Genomic DNA, 19,630 nt, shown 5'->3' on the forward strand with positions numbered 1-19,630 from the left:
CGTATGTTAAGTGCCTTTTCCTTTCACATCGCGTTTGTCTTATACCAAATCGCGCAACGCTTTCCTCAGTATATAAAGACAAACAATTCTCTCGTTCAAGGCGATTAAAATTTATGAAGTATTTAGTATATGCCAGCCTGATCATAAGTGGTGCGAGTGTTGCTCAGGATGTCCCTGAAAATGCAATCAGTGCAATTAAAGCAGATAAAACCCTACTTACTGATATAACAAACACAGGTAACGGGCTAATTGCAGTAGGCAAGCATGGTACCGTTATTAAAAGTGACACTGGTAATAAATGGCAACAAGCTGAACTTGTACCGACTCAAGTGCTATTAACAGCTGTTGACTTTAGCGATGAAAATAATGGCTGGGCATGTGGACACGATGCCACCATTATCAATACTACCGATGGTGGTATTAATTGGCAGTTACAACAAGTTAAACCAGAACTAGATAAACCCTGCCTTGATATCCTATTTGAAGATGATTTAAAAGGTTTTGCAGTGGGCGCCTATGGTATGTTTTATCAAACCACCGACGGTGGTAAACATTGGCAAAAGCGCTTTTTAGATTCGTTACTGTTTAGTGATGACAGAGATTACTTAAACGATTTAAAAGAAAACGATCCCGAAGGGTATGAAGCAGAAACAGCTTCAATTTTACCGCACTTTAATCGAATCGAAAAAACAGATAACGGATTAATGTTGGTTGGTGAAATGGGTTTAATGGCCAGAAGCATTGATGATGGCGAAACTTGGCAAAGGATTGAGGAAATTTATCCTGGATCATTCTTTGCAGTTGCCTCTGATAGTACGCAAGAAATTGTAGCGGGGCTTCGAGGTAATGTTTTTGCTAAGCAAAATGGCGAACAAGAGTGGCAGCATTTCGAAAATGTAAAAACTGCGACGATCAACAACATCATTAATTACAATAACAAACAATGGCTCATGCTCGCCAATAGTGGCGTTATTTTTCATCTTCAAGATGGGTTACTCACCCATGAGCAGTTAGCCGATGGTAAAGCAATTTTAGATGGCGTGATTTTAAATAACAAACTAATCATGGCGACAGAAGATGGCATTAAAGTGAAGGAGTTAACCCCTTAATGCATAAGTTACTCGATTTTATTGAAAAGGCGATTTTTAGACATCGCTTAATTATGCTTATAAGTTTTGCGCTTATAAGCTGTTTACTGGTATTCAAAGCAACTCAAATTCAATTAGATGCCTCGTTTAATAAAAACATCCCGTTAAATCACGACTATATGAAAGTATACACTAAGCATGAAAAACAGTTTGGTGGTGCAAACAGTATTTTGATTTCAGTGTGTGATGACAGCGGCAATATATTTAATCCAGAGTTCTTTACTCAATTAAAAGCGGTTCACGATCAGCTTTATTTTATTCCTGGCGTAAATCGTCCATTAGTTAACTCTATATTTTCACCCAGTGCTCGTTTTGTTGAAGTAGTCGAGGATGGCTTTGCAGGCGGTCCAATTATTCCTGCTAACTTTAAAGCGGATACGCGTGGTTTAGGTGTTGTAAAAGAAAACATCGAAAAAGCAAAAGTGGTAGGACGTATGATTGCCAGCGATTACTCGTGTGCAATGGTAACGGCCCAGCTTTTAGAAACAGATCCTCAAACTCAACAAAAATTAGACACTTTAGCTTTTGCACAAAAGCTAGAAAGTGATTTAAGAGAACCTTTAAGTACAGATAAAGTAAGTATTCATATTATTGGTTTTGCAAAAATGGCAGGTGATATAGCTGAAGGCGCAAAAGGCGTGGTTGTATTTTTTGCCATTGCTATCGCCTTTACATTTATTATGGTTTGGCTATTTTGTGGTAGTTTGAAGTTAACCATTTTACCTATTGCCTGTTCTATTATTGCAGTTGTTTGGCAACTTGGCCTGCTTTCAAGTTTAGGCTTTGGCCTTGACCCTATGTCTATTTTGGTACCGTTTTTAGTATTTGCGATTGGTGTAAGCCATGGTGTGCAGATGATAAATGCGATTGGTAAAAAAGTAGGTGAAGGAAAAAGTACCCGTATCTGTTGTCAGTCAAGTTTTAGGGCTCTATTAATACCCGGTGGTATTGCACTACTTTCAGACACTGTCGGCTTTTTAACATTACTTACTATTGATATTGGTATTATCCGCGAACTTGCTATTACAGCGAGTTTAGGTGTAGCCGTCATTATATTTACTAATTTAATTTTACTGCCAGTTTGGGCATCGTACATGAACTTTGAAAACAGTGTACATATTCAATCTGGCGACGCTGCAAAGCCTAACATGCTTGATAAAATTAGAGACCTTCTTGTAAAAGCTACAGATCCTAAAGTAGCTAAAATGATTATTGGTTTTACCCTTGTTTTATTTGCACTAGGTTACTGGCAAGCAGATAAAATGCGTATAGGCGACTTACACGCAGGCGCGCCATCTCTGCATCAAGATGCGCGTTATAATCAAGATACATTTTTAATATCAGACAAGTACACTATTTCGTCAGATATCTTAAAGGTAATAGTAGAGGCATATCCTGCAGCATGTACTGAACATGATGTGATGCAGAGGATTAGCCGTTTCCAATATAAAGTAGAAAATGTGACCGGTGTGCAGTCTGCTGTTAGTTTGAGTTCTGTAGCTCAATCGGTTAACGCAGGGTACAACGAAGGCAATCTGAAATGGCAGAGTTTGCCACGAAATTCAGCAAGCTTAGTACAGTCAACATCTCGAGTAGAAACGAGTACAGGCCTACTTAACGGGGATTGTTCTGTTATGCCTGTGATTATATTTTTAGATGATCACAAAGCACAAACTATCGATACTGTGATTAAAAGTGTTAAGCAATTTGCTAAAGAAGAGGGCACTGATAAATTAGCATTTAAATTAGCGTCTGGCCCTGTTGGTGTAATGGCAGCGACTAATGAGTCGGTTGCAGAGGCGCAAATACCAATGATGCTTTACGTTTATGGTGCCGTTATTATTTTATGCCTAATGAGCTTTAGAAGCGTAAAAGCAACAATAGCCGTAGTATTGCCGCTTTATATTGTATCAACACTTGCACAAGCACTTATGGTTCAATTAGAAATAGGCTTAACCGTTTCTACACTGCCTGTAATTGCGTTAGGTGTTGGTATTGGGGTTGATTATGGTATTTATATACTGTCGTCAATGATGGGGCAGCTTAAGCAAAACGTACCACTGAGTATTGCTTATCGTAATGCACTTGTTGAGCGTGGTAGTGCTGTATTGTTTACAGGGATTACATTAGCTATTGGTGTGAGTACGTGGATATTCTCAGATCTTAAATTCCAAGTTGATATGGGTATATTGCTAACCTTCATGTTTTTAGTAAATATGTTAGGTGCGGTATTGTTATTACCCGCTATTGGAAGTCTTCTCTGGACTGACCAGAAAAAATAATGTGAATAATTTTGCTCCTAAATGGCCTGTAAAGGCCATTTATATCTACAATTTGTGAATAGATGACCAAATAGCTGAAATGCTTAAAATGTTTTCATCGAAAAGGCTGTTTATTAGCTGCAAAAGGGTTAGAATTTGATTGACTCCACGCTAATGAATAGCTGTACAAATTTCTGCTCCTGAGCAGTAATAGATTAAGGAACATACAATGACACGAAATGAAGGCCAAGCCTCGGTTATCCTAGATAATGTCTGTAAGCTGATCCAGAAAAAAGTTCGCGCTGATAATGTGTTACTCGTTGAGAAATTCGCCAAAGCCTTGTACAGCAACATGTCTAAAGAGGATTTGGCAAATCGCAACGATAGTGACCTATATGGCGCAGCATTAAGCCTTTGGAACGCACTAGAAAAAAATACTACCGACGACGCTGTTATCCGCGTTTTCAACCCTGAAGTGGCAAAAGATGGCTGGCAGTCATCGCATACAATTGTAGAAATTATTACTAAAGACATGCCGTTTTTAGTTGATTCTGTTCGTATGGCCATGACTCGTGAAAATATCGCCTCTCACTTATTACTTCATTGCCCATTAAAAATTAAGCGCGATACAAACGCTAAAATTTCTGGATTATCAAATTTAAAAGCAGAGCAAGAATCTTCATCTACTAAAACAGTATTCTTTATTGAAATCGACCGTCAGACAGATTCTTCTGTGATTGAGTCTTTCAAAAAAGAGTTAGAATCGGTTCTTGTTGATGTGTCAGTTGCTGTTGATGATTGGCAACCAATCCGTAAAAAATTGATGGCAGTGACCAAAGAGTTACCTAAGCGTCATCATAATAAAACAAAAGAAGAAGTGTCAGAAACAACTGAGTTTTTAGATTGGTTAGCTAAAGATAACTTTACCCTAATGGGTTACCGTGAATATGAGCTAAGCCCAGTTCAAGGTGATTACCAATTAAAAGGTAAAATGGAATCAAGCCTTGGCTTGATGAAAAATTCTACTGAAGAACACACACGATTATTATCAGAATTACCAGAAGTTGCTCGCCAAGAAGCACGTAGCAGCAACTTATTGATCTTAACTAAAACTAACTCTGTTTCTCGCGTTCACCGCCCAGCTTACATTGATTATGTAGGTATTAAGCGTTTCGACGATGAAGGTAATGTAATTGGAGAAGACCGCTTTATTGGTTTGTTCTCATCAAGCTTTTACAATAACAGCGCTACTGATGTACCCGTATTAAAAAGTAAAATTAATCGCATTATGGAAATGTGTGACTTTGCTAAAGGCACGCACGCTTACAAAGCTGTTTTAAATATTTTAGAAACCTACCCACGTGATGAGCTTGTTCAAGCGCGCGAAAGTGAGCTACTTGAAGTTGCTATGGGTGTTTTACAAGTACAAGAGCGTGATATGTGTCGCTTGTTTGTACGTAAAGATGCGTATGGTCGCTTTTTATCTTGCATGGTTTATGTACCTCGCGAGCGTTACAACACAGCGCTGCGCCGTGAAACGCAAGATATATTAGCTAATGCATTTAATTCTGACGATAAAGTCGAATTTACTACTTATTTCTCTGAGTCAACACTGGCGCGTACACATTACACCGTTCGTGTGACCGACAACAAGATCGAATATAACGTGAAAGACATCGAAAACAATTTAGTAGAAGCTGCGCGCACGTGGGAAGATAAACTTCAGTCTGCACTTTTAGAGTCAGCGGGCGAAGCACGTGGTAACGATTTAAATCGTAAATATTGTAATGCGTTTGCACGCTCATACAAAGATGAAGTACTGCCAAGTGCTGCGGTTGTTGATATCGAAAAGTTAGAATTACTTAGCGATGAAAACAAGCTGGAAATGCTTTTCTACCGTCCGCAAGAAGAAGCTAATAGCAATATTGTACGATTAAGCTTATTCCATAAAGACGAGCCAATTCACTTATCTGACGTTATGCCAATGCTTGAAAACTTTGGTCTGCGTGTTGTTGGTGAAACGCCATATTCAGTTAAAACAAGCGATGGGCGTATTAATTGGATAATGGACTTCTCTATGCTTATTGACAGCAAAGGGATGGCAGACTTTGATAAGATTTCAGCACGTTTTCGCGCTGCATTAACCAATGTTTGGGGCAATCGCCTTGAAAATGATGGTTTTAACCGTTTAGTGTTAATGGGTGGCTTAACTGGCCGTGAAGCCTCTATTTTACGTGCTTATGCTAAGTATATGCGCCAAATTGGTGTTACGTTCTCTCAAACTTACATTGAGAGCACATTTGCTAACTACCCAAATATTGCTGCGCAAATTGTTAACTTATTTGCTAAAAAGTTCTCAGTTAAGAGCCCAGCAAGTGCTAAGACACTTGAGAAGCTAAGCACGCAAATTTACTTAGAACTTGAAAATGTAGCAAACCTTGATGATGACCGCATTATACGTTTATACGTGGATATGATTGTTGCAACGCTGCGTACTAACTATTTCCAAAAAGATGATGCAGGTCAGTTTAAGTCGTATGTATCATTTAAAATACAACCTAGCTTAATTCCGGATGTACCGCTTCCTCTTCCAGCGTTTGAGATTTTTGTTTATTCTCCTCGCGTAGAGGGTGTGCATTTACGTTACGGTAAAGTAGCACGTGGTGGCTTACGTTGGTCTGACCGTCGTGAAGATTTCCGTACTGAAGTACTTGGCTTAGTTAAAGCACAACAAGTTAAAAATACAGTAATTGTACCTGTTGGTTCTAAAGGTGGCTTTGTATGTAAACAACTACCTAGTGAGCGCGAAGCGTTTATTAAAGAAGGCCAAGAGTGTTACAAAATCTTTATCCGTGGTCTTTTAGATATTACTGATAATATTGAGCGTGGTGAAGTAGTGCCAGCGCGCGACGTTGTTCGTCATGATGAAGATGATGCATACCTAGTAGTTGCAGCCGACAAAGGTACAGCTACGTTCTCTGATATCGCAAACGGCATAGCTAATGAATACAATTTCTGGCTAGGCGATGCATTTGCATCTGGTGGCTCAGTGGGCTACGACCATAAGAAAATGGGTATAACGGCTAAAGGCGCATGGGAGTCAGTTAAACGTCATTTCCGTGAAATGGATATCGATTGTCAAACTACCGACTTTACAGTTGTGGCAATTGGCGATATGGCGGGTGATGTATTTGGTAATGGTATGCTGTTATCTAAGCATATTCGCTTACAAGTTGCCTTTAACCATATGCACATTTTTGTTGATCCTAACCCTGATGCTGCTACATCTTACCCAGAGCGTGAACGTTTATTTAATATGCCGCGTTCATCTTGGGAAGATTACAACAAAGAGTTAATTTCTGCTGGTGGTGGTGTTTTCTCTCGTGCTGCAAAATCAATTACGCTTAGCCCTGAAATGAAAAAAATGTTGGGCACTAAAAAAGCAACTATGACTCCAAATGAGTTAATGAAAGCCTCATTAATGATGGAGTTTGATTTACTGTGGAATGGCGGTATTGGTACATACATTAAAAACTCTAAAGAAACTGATGCAGATGTAGGGGATCGTGCAAACGATGCACTACGTATCAACGGTAGAGACTTGGGCGCTAAAATAATTGGTGAAGGGGGTAACTTAGGCGCAACTCAATTAGGTCGTGTTGAATTTGCAGCTAAAGGCGGTCGTGTAAATACTGACTTTATTGATAACGTAGGGGGTGTTGCCTGTTCAGATAACGAAGTTAACATTAAGATTTTACTTAATGGCTTGGTTGCTGAAGGTGACTTAACGCGTAAACAACGTGACGAGCTACTTTATTCAATGACTGACGAAGTATCTGAATTAGTATTAAAAGACTGTTACCGTCAAACGCATACTATTTCAATTACGCAGTCTAAAGGTACTTCAACACTAAAAGAAAAGATTCGCTTTATTCATGCGCTTGAAAAAGATGGCAAGTTAAACCGTGCTATCGAGTTCATTCCAAGCGATGAAGAATTAGCAGAACGTGCAGCAGCGGGTAAAGATTTAACTCGCCCTGAGCTTTCAGTGCTAGTGTCATACGCAAAAATGGTATTAAAAGAGTCGTTAGTAAGTGATGAAATTACTGAAAACCCTTATTACCGTCAGTTGCTTGTTAAGTCATTCCCGCGTCCACTACGTGAGAAGTTTAACGATGCGATGGATAATCATCCGCTTCGTAAAGAAATTATTGCGACTAAACTCGCTAACAGTATCGTTAACGATATGGGTTTAAACTTCATGGTACGTATGCATGAAGAAACCGGTGCTAATGAAGCTGAAATTGCTATGTGTTACTCAATTGCTAGCGAAATATTTGAAATGCGTGATACATGGTCTTCTATCAGCGCACTTGATAATAAAATACCAGCAGCGGTTCAAACTGAAATGCTTTACCAACTTCGTCGTACTGTTCGCCGTACAACGCGTTGGTTCTTACGTCATCGTAATAAGGCACAAACGATTGAACAAGGAATTGAATTCTTTGCTCCAACATTTAAAGATTTAAGCGATAACTTAAATACGTACATGATTGAAAAAGAGAATGACCGCATTGTAATTGAAGCTAATAAGTTAATTGATGCGGGTGTTCCAGCAGATATAGCTAAGCGCATTGTTTCTTTATCAAGCTTGTTTTCTGTGATGGATTTAGCTGAAGTTGCTAATAGTTCAGGTAAGAGTATTTCGATGGTATCGAATACTTACTTTAAACTAGGCGCAAGAATGGGTCTGCATTGGTTCTTAGAGCAAATTACTAAGCAACCAGTCGCAAATCATTGGCAAGCGCTTGCTCGTTCATCTTATCGTGAAGAGCTAGATTGGCAACAACGTACATTATCTGAAGTTGTATTAAATAGCTTTGAAGGTGATGAAAGCGATGTTGATAGTCAAATAGATGAGTGGATGGATAGCCAAGATTTATTACTTCAACGTTGGAAACAAATGTTGGCTGAGTTCAAAACATCACAAAGCCATGACTTTGCTAAGTTCTCAGTTGCACTGCGTGAACTAATGCTACTAAGTCATAACTGTGATACATCAGGAAAATAATTTAGCTTTAATCAGCTATTTGTTTAGTAAATAAATAACTGATTGTTAAAATTGTTATACAATACCTCAGCCTTGTCTGAGGTGTTTTTTTGTCTGGAATTTAAAAAGAGGATTATATTGATGTTTTATGATTTAGCTCGCCGTTTTATGTTTACCCGTGATGCGGAGTGGGCGCATGAGTTTGCACTTAATAATCTTCGTCGTTTTGCTAATACGCCTCTAAATTTAGCTTGGTCACAAAATGTTTCAGATAAACCCGTAAACTTTTTGGGCCTTGAATTTAAAAATCCTGTAGGGCTTGCTGCTGGCCTTGATAAAAATGCAGAATGTATTGATGCTTTTAGCCAAATGGGATTTGGTTTTATCGAAGTAGGTACAGTGACGCCACGTCCTCAAATAGGTAATGACAAGCCACGTATTTTTAGGCTGCCAGAGTCAAACGCAATTATTAACCGTATGGGTTTTAATAACAAAGGCGTTGATAACTTAATTGAAAATGTAAAAGCAGCTAAATATAGCGGTGTACTGGGTATTAATATAGGTAAAAACAAAGATACGCCGAATGAGCAAGGTAAAGATGATTACATTCACTGTATGCGTAAAGTATTTGAGCACGCCTCATACATTACAGTAAATATTTCATCGCCAAATACACCAGGGCTTCGTGATTTACAGTACGGTGCAGCGCTTGATAATTTACTACAAAGTCTTAAAAATGAACAGTTAGATTTAATTGCAAAGCATAACAAACAGGTTCCAATGCTGGTAAAAATTGCACCGGATCTCGATCAAATACAAATACAGCAAGTAAGTGAGTCACTTTTAAATAATAAAATTGATGGTGTAATTGCCACAAACACAACGCTTGAACGAGCCGCAGTCATCGGGCAGCAATATGCACAAGAGGCGGGCGGTTTATCAGGTCACCCTGTTAGAATGCGCTCTACAGAGATAGTAAGTGAGTTAAAGCGCTTAACACAAGGTAAGTTACCAATCATTGGAGTCGGTGGTATTGACGATGCTACATCTGCAAAAGAAAAGTTAGATGCAGGCGCAAATTTAGTCCAGGTTTATACTGGGTTCATCTACAAAGGTCCACAATTGGTAAAGTCGATCGTTAACGGCTTATAAGGATCAGTTATCTAAGCTTTTGATCGTTCAATAAATGTTCTAAGCAAACGTTTTATAAATGGTCAAAAGCGGTTATACTCTAAACAATAATAATTATTAAACATTCCCAAGGAGGAGCAAATGTTACAAGCATCAAAGCAATGGCAGTGGATTGCTTGTCCTGATAAAAATCGTTTGTTACTTGATTTAAATGACGACATGCAATTATGCACGCCTTATAAATTAAGACAACTTACCGATTCTGTTTTTAACAATCCACGTTTTAGCCTTGAAGATGCTGCATTTTACGAACAAGTTTATAATTATTTAGATGGTTTTGAATTGTGGTCAGCAGCTCAAATTTGTCAAATATCATTAAATGCAACCGCCGTTAAGTACCACTTAAAACCTGTACTAGCTAAAAGTTGGTTTTTTAAAGAATACACTGGCACAGAGCCAAGTGTAGAAGCGATAGTTAAATTAACGTCTAAGGCGCAATCGGGTGATTTTTTAATTGTAGAGCATTGCCCTGATGCATCTATTTGTTTAAATTTAAGCGAAACCTTTAAATTAGACGAAAACTTATCTTTAGCGCAATTTGAAGTAATCCGTATTTTGAATAATCGAGTCCACCCCATCCTAAATCAGCAATATCAAAGTCAAACCGCGTAGGGTCTGTTGATCTTTGCGGATTAAAATTTGTTCAAACTAGGGGCTATTTAATCGCAGCGCGAGATTTGTAACCTAGTGGGCTAAGTAAAAACCGAGCAAAGCTTCCGCGTCCTGCTCACGCCCCTTACCTACATCCATTTAGGCAACAAAGAGTAAATAGCCCCTAGGAAGAACCCTTTGGGCAGCGCCTGTTTGGCATTAATGCTACGTTCTCGCCCATTTATGGGGAATAACCACACTGCATAGGCTCTGCCTTGCCTAAATGCCAAACAGACTGCTGCAAATTTAACCTTGAAAGTTCAACAGACCCTTATCAAAATTAAGCTTTAAGCGTGTCTTTATGGCGTGTTTGTCGCCCAACCTATGTTATAATCCTGCGCAATTAGCTATTAAGGGTTATTACTTTGCAATTTATCGCACTTACTTCTATCGGAATCGAAAATTTATTGGTTGATGAACTAACAGAACTTGGCGCAACCGTGTCTAAGCAAACTGTTGGTTCTGTTCGTTTTGAGGCTGACTCATTACTTGCGCAAAAGGTTTGTTTATCAACTCGTTTTGCAACGCGTGTGCTTATGCTTATTGAAGAAAAAGAAGGCGTAGATGACAAAAATAGCCTGTATAATTTTGCGCGCTCGCAACCTTGGCAAGAATGGTTTGGACCTACGCAAACATTCGCTGTCGACTTCAACGGTACCAATGACTCATTAAAAAACACGCAATTTTCGGGTCTTGTAATCAAAGATGCGATTGTTGACTATTTTAATGATTTATACGAGCAACGTCCTAACGTTGATAAGCAAGATGCCAACGTGCGCGTAGTTGCACGATTAAATCGTTACGGCGTATCGATGTATATTGACTATTCAGGCCCTCGTTTGTCTGAACGTGGTTACCGCCAAGGTCAAGGTAAAGCGCCAATTAAAGAGCATTTAGCTGCCGCGTTAATTAAGCGCAGTGGCTGGCTTGATAATGTTAAACAGCCTTTATTTGATCCATGTTGTGGTGCAGGTACTATTTTAATAGAAGCCGCCGGTATGGCACGAAACGAAGCACCGGGATTATTCCGTGAAGGCTTTGCTTTTGAGCGCTTACCAAGCTTTAGAGCCGCAAAGTTTAAAGAACTTAAAGAAGAGTTACTTGCTAACATTACCGATCCTAAATTGTGGTTAATTGGTCACGATTACGATGAGCAAGTATTAAGCAAAGCGATTGATAATGCCAAACGTGCTGAGCTTGATGATGTAATTAAATTTAAGCAAAGTGATGCAACTAAACTTACCGCTGTTGCAAAACTACCGGGTGTTGTAATTTCAAACTTACCGTATGGTGAGCGTATTGGTTCTATGGCCGAACTTGTTGATTTACATCGTAATTTAGGTATTGGCTTTAAAAAGCATTTTAATCACTGGAAACTTGCCTTACTAGGTATGGACGAGAGCTTATTTAAACTTTTAAAACTTGTGCGCCTTAAGCGTTATAAATTTAAAAATGGCCCGCTTGATGTAGAACTTAACTTATATCAATTAGATGATAAGCAAGTAAGCCTAACGACAGATGACAAAAAAGCGCTTAACTTTGAAGGCTCAACGTCATTTGCAAATCGTTTAAAAAAGAATAAGCAAGGTTTGAAAAACTGGCTTAAGCAAAATGAAATTACGGCTTATCGTGTTTACGAGGCTGATATTCCCGAGTATAACGTTGCAGTTGATATTTATGGTGATTCTGCGGTTATTTTCGAATACGCAGCGCCTAAAGAAATTGATGAAAAAACATCAGAAAAACGCCTGCAAGACGTAATCAGTTTAACAGCTCAACAGCTTGAAATTTCACCTGAAAACATTGCTGTAAAAGTACGTAAAAAGCAAAAGGGCGAAGATCAATATACAGCCATGGCCAAACAAAACCGAACTATGGTTGTTGAAGAGTTTGGTGCTAAGTTTAAAGTTAACTTATTTGACTACTTAGATACGGGCTTGTTTTTAGATCACCGTTTAATGCGCCGTTATATTCAAGAAAATGCTAAAGATAAACGTTTCTTAAACTTATTCGCATACACAGGTACGGCCTCTGTACACGCTGCACTTGGTGGCGCTAAAGCGATTACAACAGTTGATTTATCAAAGACCTATTTAAAATGGGGTCAAGATAACTTTGACTTAAATGGTATTAGTAATACACGTTACCGCTTTGAACAAGCAGATTGTTTAAAATGGTTAGAGCATGCAACGGCGCAATACGATTTGATATTTTTAGATCCTCCAACGTTTTCAAATTCAAAACGTATGAAAGATGCATTTGATGTGCAGAGCGATCATATTAAATTATTAACCTGGGTTAAAAAGATTTTAAGCCCTTCAGGTACGTTGATTTTCTCTAATAACAAACGTGGCTTTGTGATGGATGAAGTAGGCTTGATTGGTTTAGGTTTAAAAGCCGTTAATATTTCAGATAAAACATTATCACCAGACTTTAAACGTAATAAAAAAATCCATAATAGCTGGCTAATTACGCATGGCTAAATGGGTTTTATATCACACTGATGGTTGCCACTTGTGCGAACACGCTGAGCAACTTATCACTGAGGTACTTAGTGATACTAGTGAGTTATTACTAATCGATATTATGACTGATGAGCGGCTTATAGCTGAGTATCAAATTACTATTCCTGTATTAAAAAGTGAAAAAGGCGAGCAATTATTTTGGCCTTTTACTTTATACACTGTGCGCGAATTTTTAGCACAAGCAGAATAAGAGCAAATAAGAACTATGGATTTAATTAGAATTTTAAAAGCACAACTTGCTTTTGGTACACATGCTTTGCTTAACAAAGCAGATGCCGTTATAGAAAGTGGCGAAAGGGTGTGTGTTGTTGGTCGAAATGGCGCGGGTAAGTCAACTCTATTAAAAGTGCTTGATGGCGAAGTTGTATTAGATGATGGTGAAATAAATCAGCTAGGCGGGATTAGAATTTCTCGTTTAGAACAAGATCCACCAAAAGGCGCAAATGGCACTGTATTTGATTATGTTGCGCAGGGTATGCCTGAGATTGCAAACTTACTAATTGATTTTCATCATGTAAGTAATGAGTTGCAAACAGTGTGTACTGATAAGCTATTAAACAAACTTGAGCGTTTATCAACTCAATTAGAAGCAGTAGATGGTTGGCGTTTTGATAGCCGCATTCAACTGGTTTTAACACAATTAGAACTAACACCAGACGCTAAACTTGAATCGCTTTCGGGTGGTTGGCTACGTAAAGTGGCACTTGCACGTGCACTTGTTAGTGAGCCTGATTTATTACTGCTTGATGAGCCAACAAACCATTTAGACATGGCAAGTGTTATGTGGCTTGAGCAGTTTTTAAAAGAATTTAAAGGCGGTATTGTATTTATATCGCATGACCGTGCGTTTATTCGCGCTGTTGCAACGCGTATTTTAGATTTAGATCGCGGTAAGCTAATATCCTACCCTGGTGATTATGCGACTTATTTAGAACAAAAAGCGCATGACTTAAAAGTTGAAGAAGCTCAAAATGCATTATTTGATAAGCGTTTAGCTGAAGAAGAAACGTGGATCCGCCAAGGCGTTAAAGCACGTAGAACGCGTAACGAAGGACGTGTTAGAGAGTTAAAGCAGCTTCGTACCGAACGTAAGCAACGTGTTGATCAAGTAGGTAAAACTGACTTTAATATTGAAACAGCAGATCGCTCTGGTAAATTGGTGTTTGAGGCTAAGCACCTTTCTCATGCATTTAAAGACAAAGTAATTGCAGATGACTTTTCAACACTGGTAATGCGTGGTGACAGAATCGGCCTAGTAGGTCCAAATGGTATTGGTAAAACAACACTATTGAAATTAATGTTTGGTAATCTAGCCCCCGATAGCGGCGAGACTAAACAAGGTGTTAATTTAGAGTTTGCTTATTTTGACCAATACCGTGAAAAGCTTGATGAAGAAGCAACTGTTCAAGATAACGTAGCAGAAGGCAAACAAGAAGTGATGATGGGCGGCCGTTCACGTCATGTACTTGGTTACTTGCAAGACTTTTTATTCCCGCCTGCACGAGCTCGTACACCGGTAAAAGCACTCTCTGGTGGTGAAAAAAATAGACTATTGTTAGCTAAACTGTTTTTAAAACCATCTAATATACTTGTTCTCGATGAGCCAACGAATGACTTGGACATTGAAACCTTAGAGTTACTTGAGGACATTATTAATCAATATCAAGGTACAGTGCTTATTGTAAGCCATGACCGTGAATTTATTGATAATACATGTTCAAGCGTGTGGGCGTTTGAAGGTAATGGTAAAGTTACAGATATCGTAGGTGGTTATAGCGACTATGAAGCTTATGTTAGCTACTTAGCTGAACAAGAAAAAAAAACGCAGCAGCAACCAGTAAAAAAAGTTGAAAAAGTAGTCGCTCCAGTTGCTAAACCTTCAGCTAAGACTAATAAACTCTCTTACAAATTAAAACTTGAATTAGAGCAACTTCCGAATAAAATGGAAAAGCTAGAAGCTGAAATAGAAGCTCAACAAGCTGTAGTTAGTGACTCAGATTTTTTTAAACAAGAGAGTGATGTTACAACTAAAGCATTGAACCATTTAGCACAACTTGAGTCTGACCTTGAAGCTGCCCTTGAGCGCTGGGAAGAACTTGAAGAATTACAGAATCAGTAGTAAGGACTAAAATGAAATATAAATTACTCGCTGCCAGTATTTTAGCGACATTAAGCACTTCAGCAACAAGTGCGACGTACCAGTTAAGTGAATTAGGGACTCTTGAAGACGCTAAATATTCTTATGTAAAAGATGTAAGCGAAAGCGGGCATATTATTGGTTTCGCAAATGGTTTATACAATTTACCTATTGATACCAGCTATATAGATTTTTCAGAGAATATTATCGAGAATAGTTACGATAATACAAAGGCTGCATTTGAGTTAAGTGATAAAGAGATAACCTTTACACTTGACGATATTGAAAATAATGATGCAGTACTTACTAATGCTGATGCACATACTTTTATGGTTAGTTTTTTATCTTCAATTTCTACAAATTTTGAATATCAAAAACTAAGTTCGTTAGTTGGTGTAAAGTACAACGATACACAAGTAACAGAGCAATCATTATTCGATGTTGCATCGGTTGATTATGATGGATTAACTCGCTCAACAAGTAATATTTTTAATGCTGTCAGTGAAGATGGCGTTACGGTTGGTTGGGGTAGTGCACCTTATGATAAAGTGTCTTTTATACCCGATGGCGATGATGAAGCAGAAACATGGTTTACTCATGAATTTATTGAACGTGGTATGGTCATAAGTGCCGACGGTCTGAAAGTTCCATTAGAACCAGAGTTTAATGAATACGGCGGCACAAGTCGTGCTAACGATATTGTTAAAACAAACAGTGGATATACTGTTGTAGGTAATATGTCTACAAGTATTCCAGATGACAGACAAGATAATATTGATGATAACTGTGATAATGAAGACGAACCAACGTCAGTATGTATCAACTTATTAAATACTAATATTTCACGAGGTTTATTTAATAAACGTGCTGTTAAATGGGAACTTGACGAATCACTGAATATTACTTCAGTTGAAGAGCTTGGTTTAGCACTTACACCTGATGAAGGTGAAACGGAAGATGATGCTTTTACAAGTACTGCTTTAGCAGTAAATAGTAATGGTATAATTGTAGGTTCATCGAATACGCGTTATTACAAAAATGACGATACGATTCTTACAATGCCAGTGTACTTTAAAGACGGTGCAGTTATTGATTTTATTGATCAAGAAGATGACTGGCAGGCTGGTAAATCAATTGCTATAAATGATAATGATGTAATTACAGGTTATGCAACTAAGCGTATTGAAGGTACGCTTCGTAACAAGTTCTTTTATCATGATATAGCAACCGGTAATACTGTTTTCCCAACTGATTATTTTTCAAGTTCAAGCTCTTATAGCAATGACATAAATAATCAAGGTTATATTGTTGGTGAAGGCGAAGTTGGGGTTTCTGATAATACGCGTCGTAAAGAAGCGTTTATTTATAAAATTGGTGAAGATAAAATCACTAATTTAAACGATTTACTGCCTTGTTTTGATACCGATGGCGAAACTAATTACGCTTATACAATGGCCGAAGCCACATCTATTAACGAGAATAATGAAATATTTGGAACTGCAACTAAAACAGTTGAAAAGCTTGATTCTTTAGGTGGTGTAGTAACTGATGTTAATGGTGAAATTGAATATGAGAGTATTGCAGTTGCAGTTAAACTAACGCCAATCGCAAATGGTGAAGTAGATGACTGTGCTCCGCCAGACGCAGAAGTCTATGAGCGTAACTCTGCTAGCTTCCCTTGGTATACACTATTGTTATTACCATTAGTTGGCTTAAGACGTATATTTCGCTTTTAAAGTTTATTAATATTGATTATAAAAAAACCAACTTAATAAAGTTGGTTTTTTTTCGTCTATAATATTTTATAAGATCAGGATTGCCATGAATCTTATAGTAATTATTTAGCTTTAACGCTACTAGTTATTACGTGCTAACCATGCTTTTTTAACAGAGCGGCGCCAAATAATATCAATAGCAAAATAGCCGATAATAGATGCAATAGAAGCACACACTAATGAGCCAAGTAAAAACGCAGGGCCAATAGTTTCTATGCTTTCTAAAAACCAAGACCAACTTGCTTCAAATACAAAATGCTGTTCGGGTTGATTAAGTATTAGCGTACCGACTAAGTACGAGCCATAAAAAATAGGCGGCATAGTTAAAGGATTTGTAAGCCATACTAAAGCAACTGAAATAGGTAAGTTAACTCTAAAAATAATAGCGCCTGCTGCGGCTAAAACCATTTGAAAAGGAACAGGGATGAAAGCAAAGAATAACCCGACTGCAAATGCACCTCGAGCAGAACGTCTATTTAAATGCCAAAGATTTGCATCTTGTAAAAGGCGCCCAAATATTCTTAGTGATTTATGATGTCTAATTTTATTTGGATCAGGTAAAAATCTTTGGATCGTTTTTTTAGCCATTTAAAGCAACCATTTACATCAGTGTGGATAAGTCTTGGGTTTGTAATTGGCTCTATAGCAACCGTATTTTATTATCAAACTCTCGAATTTACAGTATTCACAATTTTCATTGTAATAATGAGCGCTTATTTTAAGCCGTTTTCAAACGTATTGTTAGGCTTTATTTGCGCAATTTGCTTTGTCGGACTGCATTTTTACGTTTTTTATAGTTTTGAAATACCAAAACCGGATGAAAAGTATGCACTAGAATCGACTTTGGTAATTGAAGAGGTTATTTCTGATAAAAAACCACAATATATCAAAGTTAAAATAGTAGCATTAGAAGGGAGCCATTTTTCAAACTTTAGAGCACCTAAAGCAATGCTCAGCATTAATTCAGTGCAGCCATTAATAGTCGGTGATGAGTTTTCTGCGTTAATTCATTTAAAACCTTTTCGTAGTAATAAAAATTTTAATGTATTTGATAATGAACGTTATGCTTTTATAAATAGGGTATTATTTAAAGGCAAAGTACTTAATAAAAACCTTGATATTATAAATGGCGACGACCAAAGTATCATTTTAGATTACCAACACTTTCTTAAAAACATCTATGCGGATACAAAGCTACAGTGGCTTTATTACGCATTGCTCAGTGGTGATAAGTCTTTGATGAGCTATGCAGATAAGCAATTAATGCAGTCTCTGGGATTAAGCCATTTACTCGCTATTTCAGGTCTACATATTGGCTTGATTTTTAGTTTTGGTTATCTATTTACTCGATTCATATTTTTAAGAGTTAATTTATCAATTGGACAATCATCTAACCTTACTCTTTATTACAGTTCACTCGGTTTTTTAGCTGCCTTTATTTATGTATTCTTAAGTGAATTTATAGTATCGGCAACGCGAGCGCTCATTATGCTCGGATGTTATCTATTACTGTACTTTTTAGCTAAGCAGCCATTGCGTTGGCGTAGTATTTTATTTTCCTTAGTTATTGTTCTTATTGTTAACCCATTTAATTTACTCAACCCAGGACTCTATTTTTCATTTTTAGCAGTCGCTATCATTTTTACAGTTATTAATAAATTACCAATACTAAATACACGAGTAAAAAATAAAGTTATTGCACTGTTTGTAATACAAATTGCGTTATTTATTGGCTTATTACCACTTTCACTCTATTTTTTTAATGGCGTCAGTATTGCGGGATTAATAATAAACTTAATTGCTATACCGCTGCTTTCAATCATTATTTTGCCATTTTTAATAGTTTTTACATTACTGAGTATGCTTTTAGATATAGGCATTTTAATAAATCTATTTGATACTGGTTTATATAAGTTATTTCAGTTGCTTAACGAAATTCCTGAATCGTTAAGATGGATAACAACAGGGAGGATTGAGCCAATATTTGTCGTTTTTACTTATATTATTATGTTGATGATTTATTTCCTTCCTTATAAATGGCTCGCTTTTATTCCAGCAATAACGCTTTTATTAAATTATTGGTTAACAGAAAAGCCAAAGTGGCAAGTTCATGTATTTGACGTAGGTCATGGACTCATGGTGTTAATCGAGAAGGATAATCAAGCACTTATATATGACTTTGGCCCCAGTTATTTTAATCGTTTTAGCCGCACGAGAAGTATCTTATTACCTTATATAAAAGCAAATAATTTAACAGTAAAAACAGCAATTTTAAGCCATGAAGATAATGATCACGCTGGAGGATTACAGCATTTTATTGATGCTGGATTAGAACATACATTAAAGCATTTCCACCCTAAAAACACCCAAGATGTATGTGATGTCACAAGTCTTAATTTTGCTGGGTTAAAAGTAGAAAGCTTTAGAACAAAAGGGTTTGGTAATGAAAATGATGACTCTTGTGTTGTTAGAGTGTCAGATAATACCTATAGCGTACTTCTTACTGGTGATATATCAAAAGCGCGTGAAGCATCGCTATTAACAGATAATAAATCGTTAAAGAGTACCGTAATGTTAAGCCCACATCATGGCAGCGATACATCCTCAAGCGTTAATTTCATTAACAATGTTGCGCCTGAAGTGGTGATTCATTCAAGTGCCTATAAAGGGCAGTGGGAATTCCCCAAGCCTCTTGTAGTTGAGCGTTATAAACAAATAAGTGCTCAGCAATTTACGACAGGTGTTGAAGGACAAATTAGTATTAAATTTTATGCAAAGAATTTGGCTATAGAAACAGCAAGAGCGCATGAAAGTTACTGGTTTATCAAAGATTGACGTTTAGTTTTATCTCATCGGAGGATACAATACAGACTGTTACTGTATTTAGAGAGT

Annotated in this window: 11 protein-coding genes; 10 read left to right on the plus strand and 1 reads right to left on the minus strand. The window is 37.5% G+C overall.

The genetic code is table 11. The features are described 5' to 3' along the window. Nucleotides 1-113: 113 nt before the first annotated feature. From I6F49_RS01900 to I6F49_RS01940, 9 genes are all read left to right on the plus strand, one after another. Entirely contained in the window at nt 114-1,109 is a 996-nt protein-coding gene (locus I6F49_RS01900; protein ID WP_165740267.1) for a WD40/YVTN/BNR-like repeat-containing protein, read from the plus strand. Continuing rightward, a complete protein-coding gene (locus I6F49_RS01905; RefSeq protein WP_197178136.1) occupies nt 1,109-3,430 on the plus strand; it encodes an efflux RND transporter permease subunit in 2,322 nt (773 codons plus the stop codon). Before I6F49_RS01900 ends, I6F49_RS01905 begins: the two co-directional genes overlap by 1 nt. 208 nt (nt 3,431-3,638) lie before the next feature. Continuing rightward, complete coding sequence (locus I6F49_RS01910) at nt 3,639-8,480, plus strand: NAD-glutamate dehydrogenase (protein ID WP_197178137.1); 4,842 nt, start codon at nt 3,639-3,641, stop codon at nt 8,478-8,480. 120 nt (nt 8,481-8,600) lie between these two features. Further along, nucleotides 8,601-9,611 (plus strand): quinone-dependent dihydroorotate dehydrogenase, encoded by a 1,011-nt coding sequence (pyrD, locus tag I6F49_RS01915; RefSeq protein WP_197178138.1) that lies wholly within the window; start codon nt 8,601-8,603, stop codon nt 9,609-9,611. A gap of 120 nt (nt 9,612-9,731) precedes the next feature. Continuing rightward, nucleotides 9,732-10,262 carry a cell division protein ZapC domain-containing protein gene (locus tag I6F49_RS01920; RefSeq protein ID WP_166419644.1) on the plus strand — a complete coding sequence of 177 codons (531 nt, stop codon included), beginning with the start codon at nt 9,732-9,734 and terminating at the stop codon, nt 10,260-10,262. 404 nt (nt 10,263-10,666) lie between these two features. After that, a complete protein-coding gene (rlmKL, locus tag I6F49_RS01925; RefSeq protein WP_197178139.1) occupies nt 10,667-12,784 on the plus strand; it encodes a bifunctional 23S rRNA (guanine(2069)-N(7))-methyltransferase RlmK/23S rRNA (guanine(2445)-N(2))-methyltransferase RlmL in 2,118 nt (705 codons plus the stop codon). Next, a complete protein-coding gene (locus I6F49_RS01930) occupies nt 12,777-13,016 on the plus strand; it encodes a glutaredoxin family protein (protein WP_166419642.1) in 240 nt (79 codons plus the stop codon). Before rlmKL ends, I6F49_RS01930 begins: the two co-directional genes overlap by 8 nt. A 15-nt stretch (nt 13,017-13,031) precedes the next feature. Continuing rightward, nucleotides 13,032-14,945, plus strand: coding sequence for an ATP-binding cassette ATPase Uup (gene uup, locus I6F49_RS01935; protein WP_197178140.1), 1,914 nt, complete (start codon nt 13,032-13,034; stop codon nt 14,943-14,945). Nucleotides 14,946-14,956: 11 nt separating this feature from the next. Beyond that, entirely contained in the window at nt 14,957-16,699 is a 1,743-nt protein-coding gene (locus tag I6F49_RS01940; protein ID WP_197178141.1) for a DUF3466 family protein, read from the plus strand. A gap of 120 nt (nt 16,700-16,819) precedes the next feature. On the opposite strand, the gene I6F49_RS01945 is transcribed toward I6F49_RS01940, so the two are convergent. After that, nucleotides 16,820-17,326, minus strand: a complete 507-nt coding sequence (locus I6F49_RS01945; protein WP_197178142.1) for a DUF2062 domain-containing protein — start codon at nt 17,324-17,326, stop codon at nt 16,820-16,822. Here I6F49_RS01945 and I6F49_RS01950 point away from each other — a divergent pair. Next, nucleotides 17,306-19,573, plus strand: coding sequence for a DNA internalization-related competence protein ComEC/Rec2 (locus I6F49_RS01950; RefSeq protein WP_197178143.1), 2,268 nt, complete (start codon nt 17,306-17,308; stop codon nt 19,571-19,573). The genes I6F49_RS01945 and I6F49_RS01950 overlap by 21 nt on opposite strands. Nucleotides 19,574-19,630: the final 57 nt, after the last annotated feature.

Source organism: Pseudoalteromonas sp. SWN166 (assembly GCF_015864485.1).
GTDB lineage: Bacteria > Pseudomonadota > Gammaproteobacteria > Enterobacterales > Alteromonadaceae > Pseudoalteromonas.

What these genes read in the sequence shown, in the direction of transcription:
- I6F49_RS01930 (WP_166419642.1), top strand. Translation starts at nt 12,777, where the DNA reads ATGGCTAAATGGGTTTTATATCACACTGATGGTTGCCACTTGTGCGAA.
- uup (WP_197178140.1), top strand. Translation starts at nt 13,032, where the DNA reads ATGGATTTAATTAGAATTTTAAAAGCACAACTTGCTTTTGGTACACAT.
- I6F49_RS01940 (WP_197178141.1), top strand. Translation starts at nt 14,957, where the DNA reads ATGAAATATAAATTACTCGCTGCCAGTATTTTAGCGACATTAAGCACT.
- I6F49_RS01900 (WP_165740267.1), top strand. Translation starts at nt 114, where the DNA reads ATGAAGTATTTAGTATATGCCAGCCTGATCATAAGTGGTGCGAGTGTT.
- I6F49_RS01905 (WP_197178136.1), top strand. Translation starts at nt 1,109, where the DNA reads ATGCATAAGTTACTCGATTTTATTGAAAAGGCGATTTTTAGACATCGC.
- I6F49_RS01910 (WP_197178137.1), top strand. Translation starts at nt 3,639, where the DNA reads ATGACACGAAATGAAGGCCAAGCCTCGGTTATCCTAGATAATGTCTGT.
- I6F49_RS01945 (WP_197178142.1), bottom strand. Translation starts at nt 17,326, where the DNA reads ATGGCTAAAAAAACGATCCAAAGATTTTTACCTGATCCAAATAAAATT.
- I6F49_RS01920 (WP_166419644.1), top strand. Translation starts at nt 9,732, where the DNA reads ATGTTACAAGCATCAAAGCAATGGCAGTGGATTGCTTGTCCTGATAAA.
- pyrD (WP_197178138.1), top strand. Translation starts at nt 8,601, where the DNA reads ATGTTTTATGATTTAGCTCGCCGTTTTATGTTTACCCGTGATGCGGAG.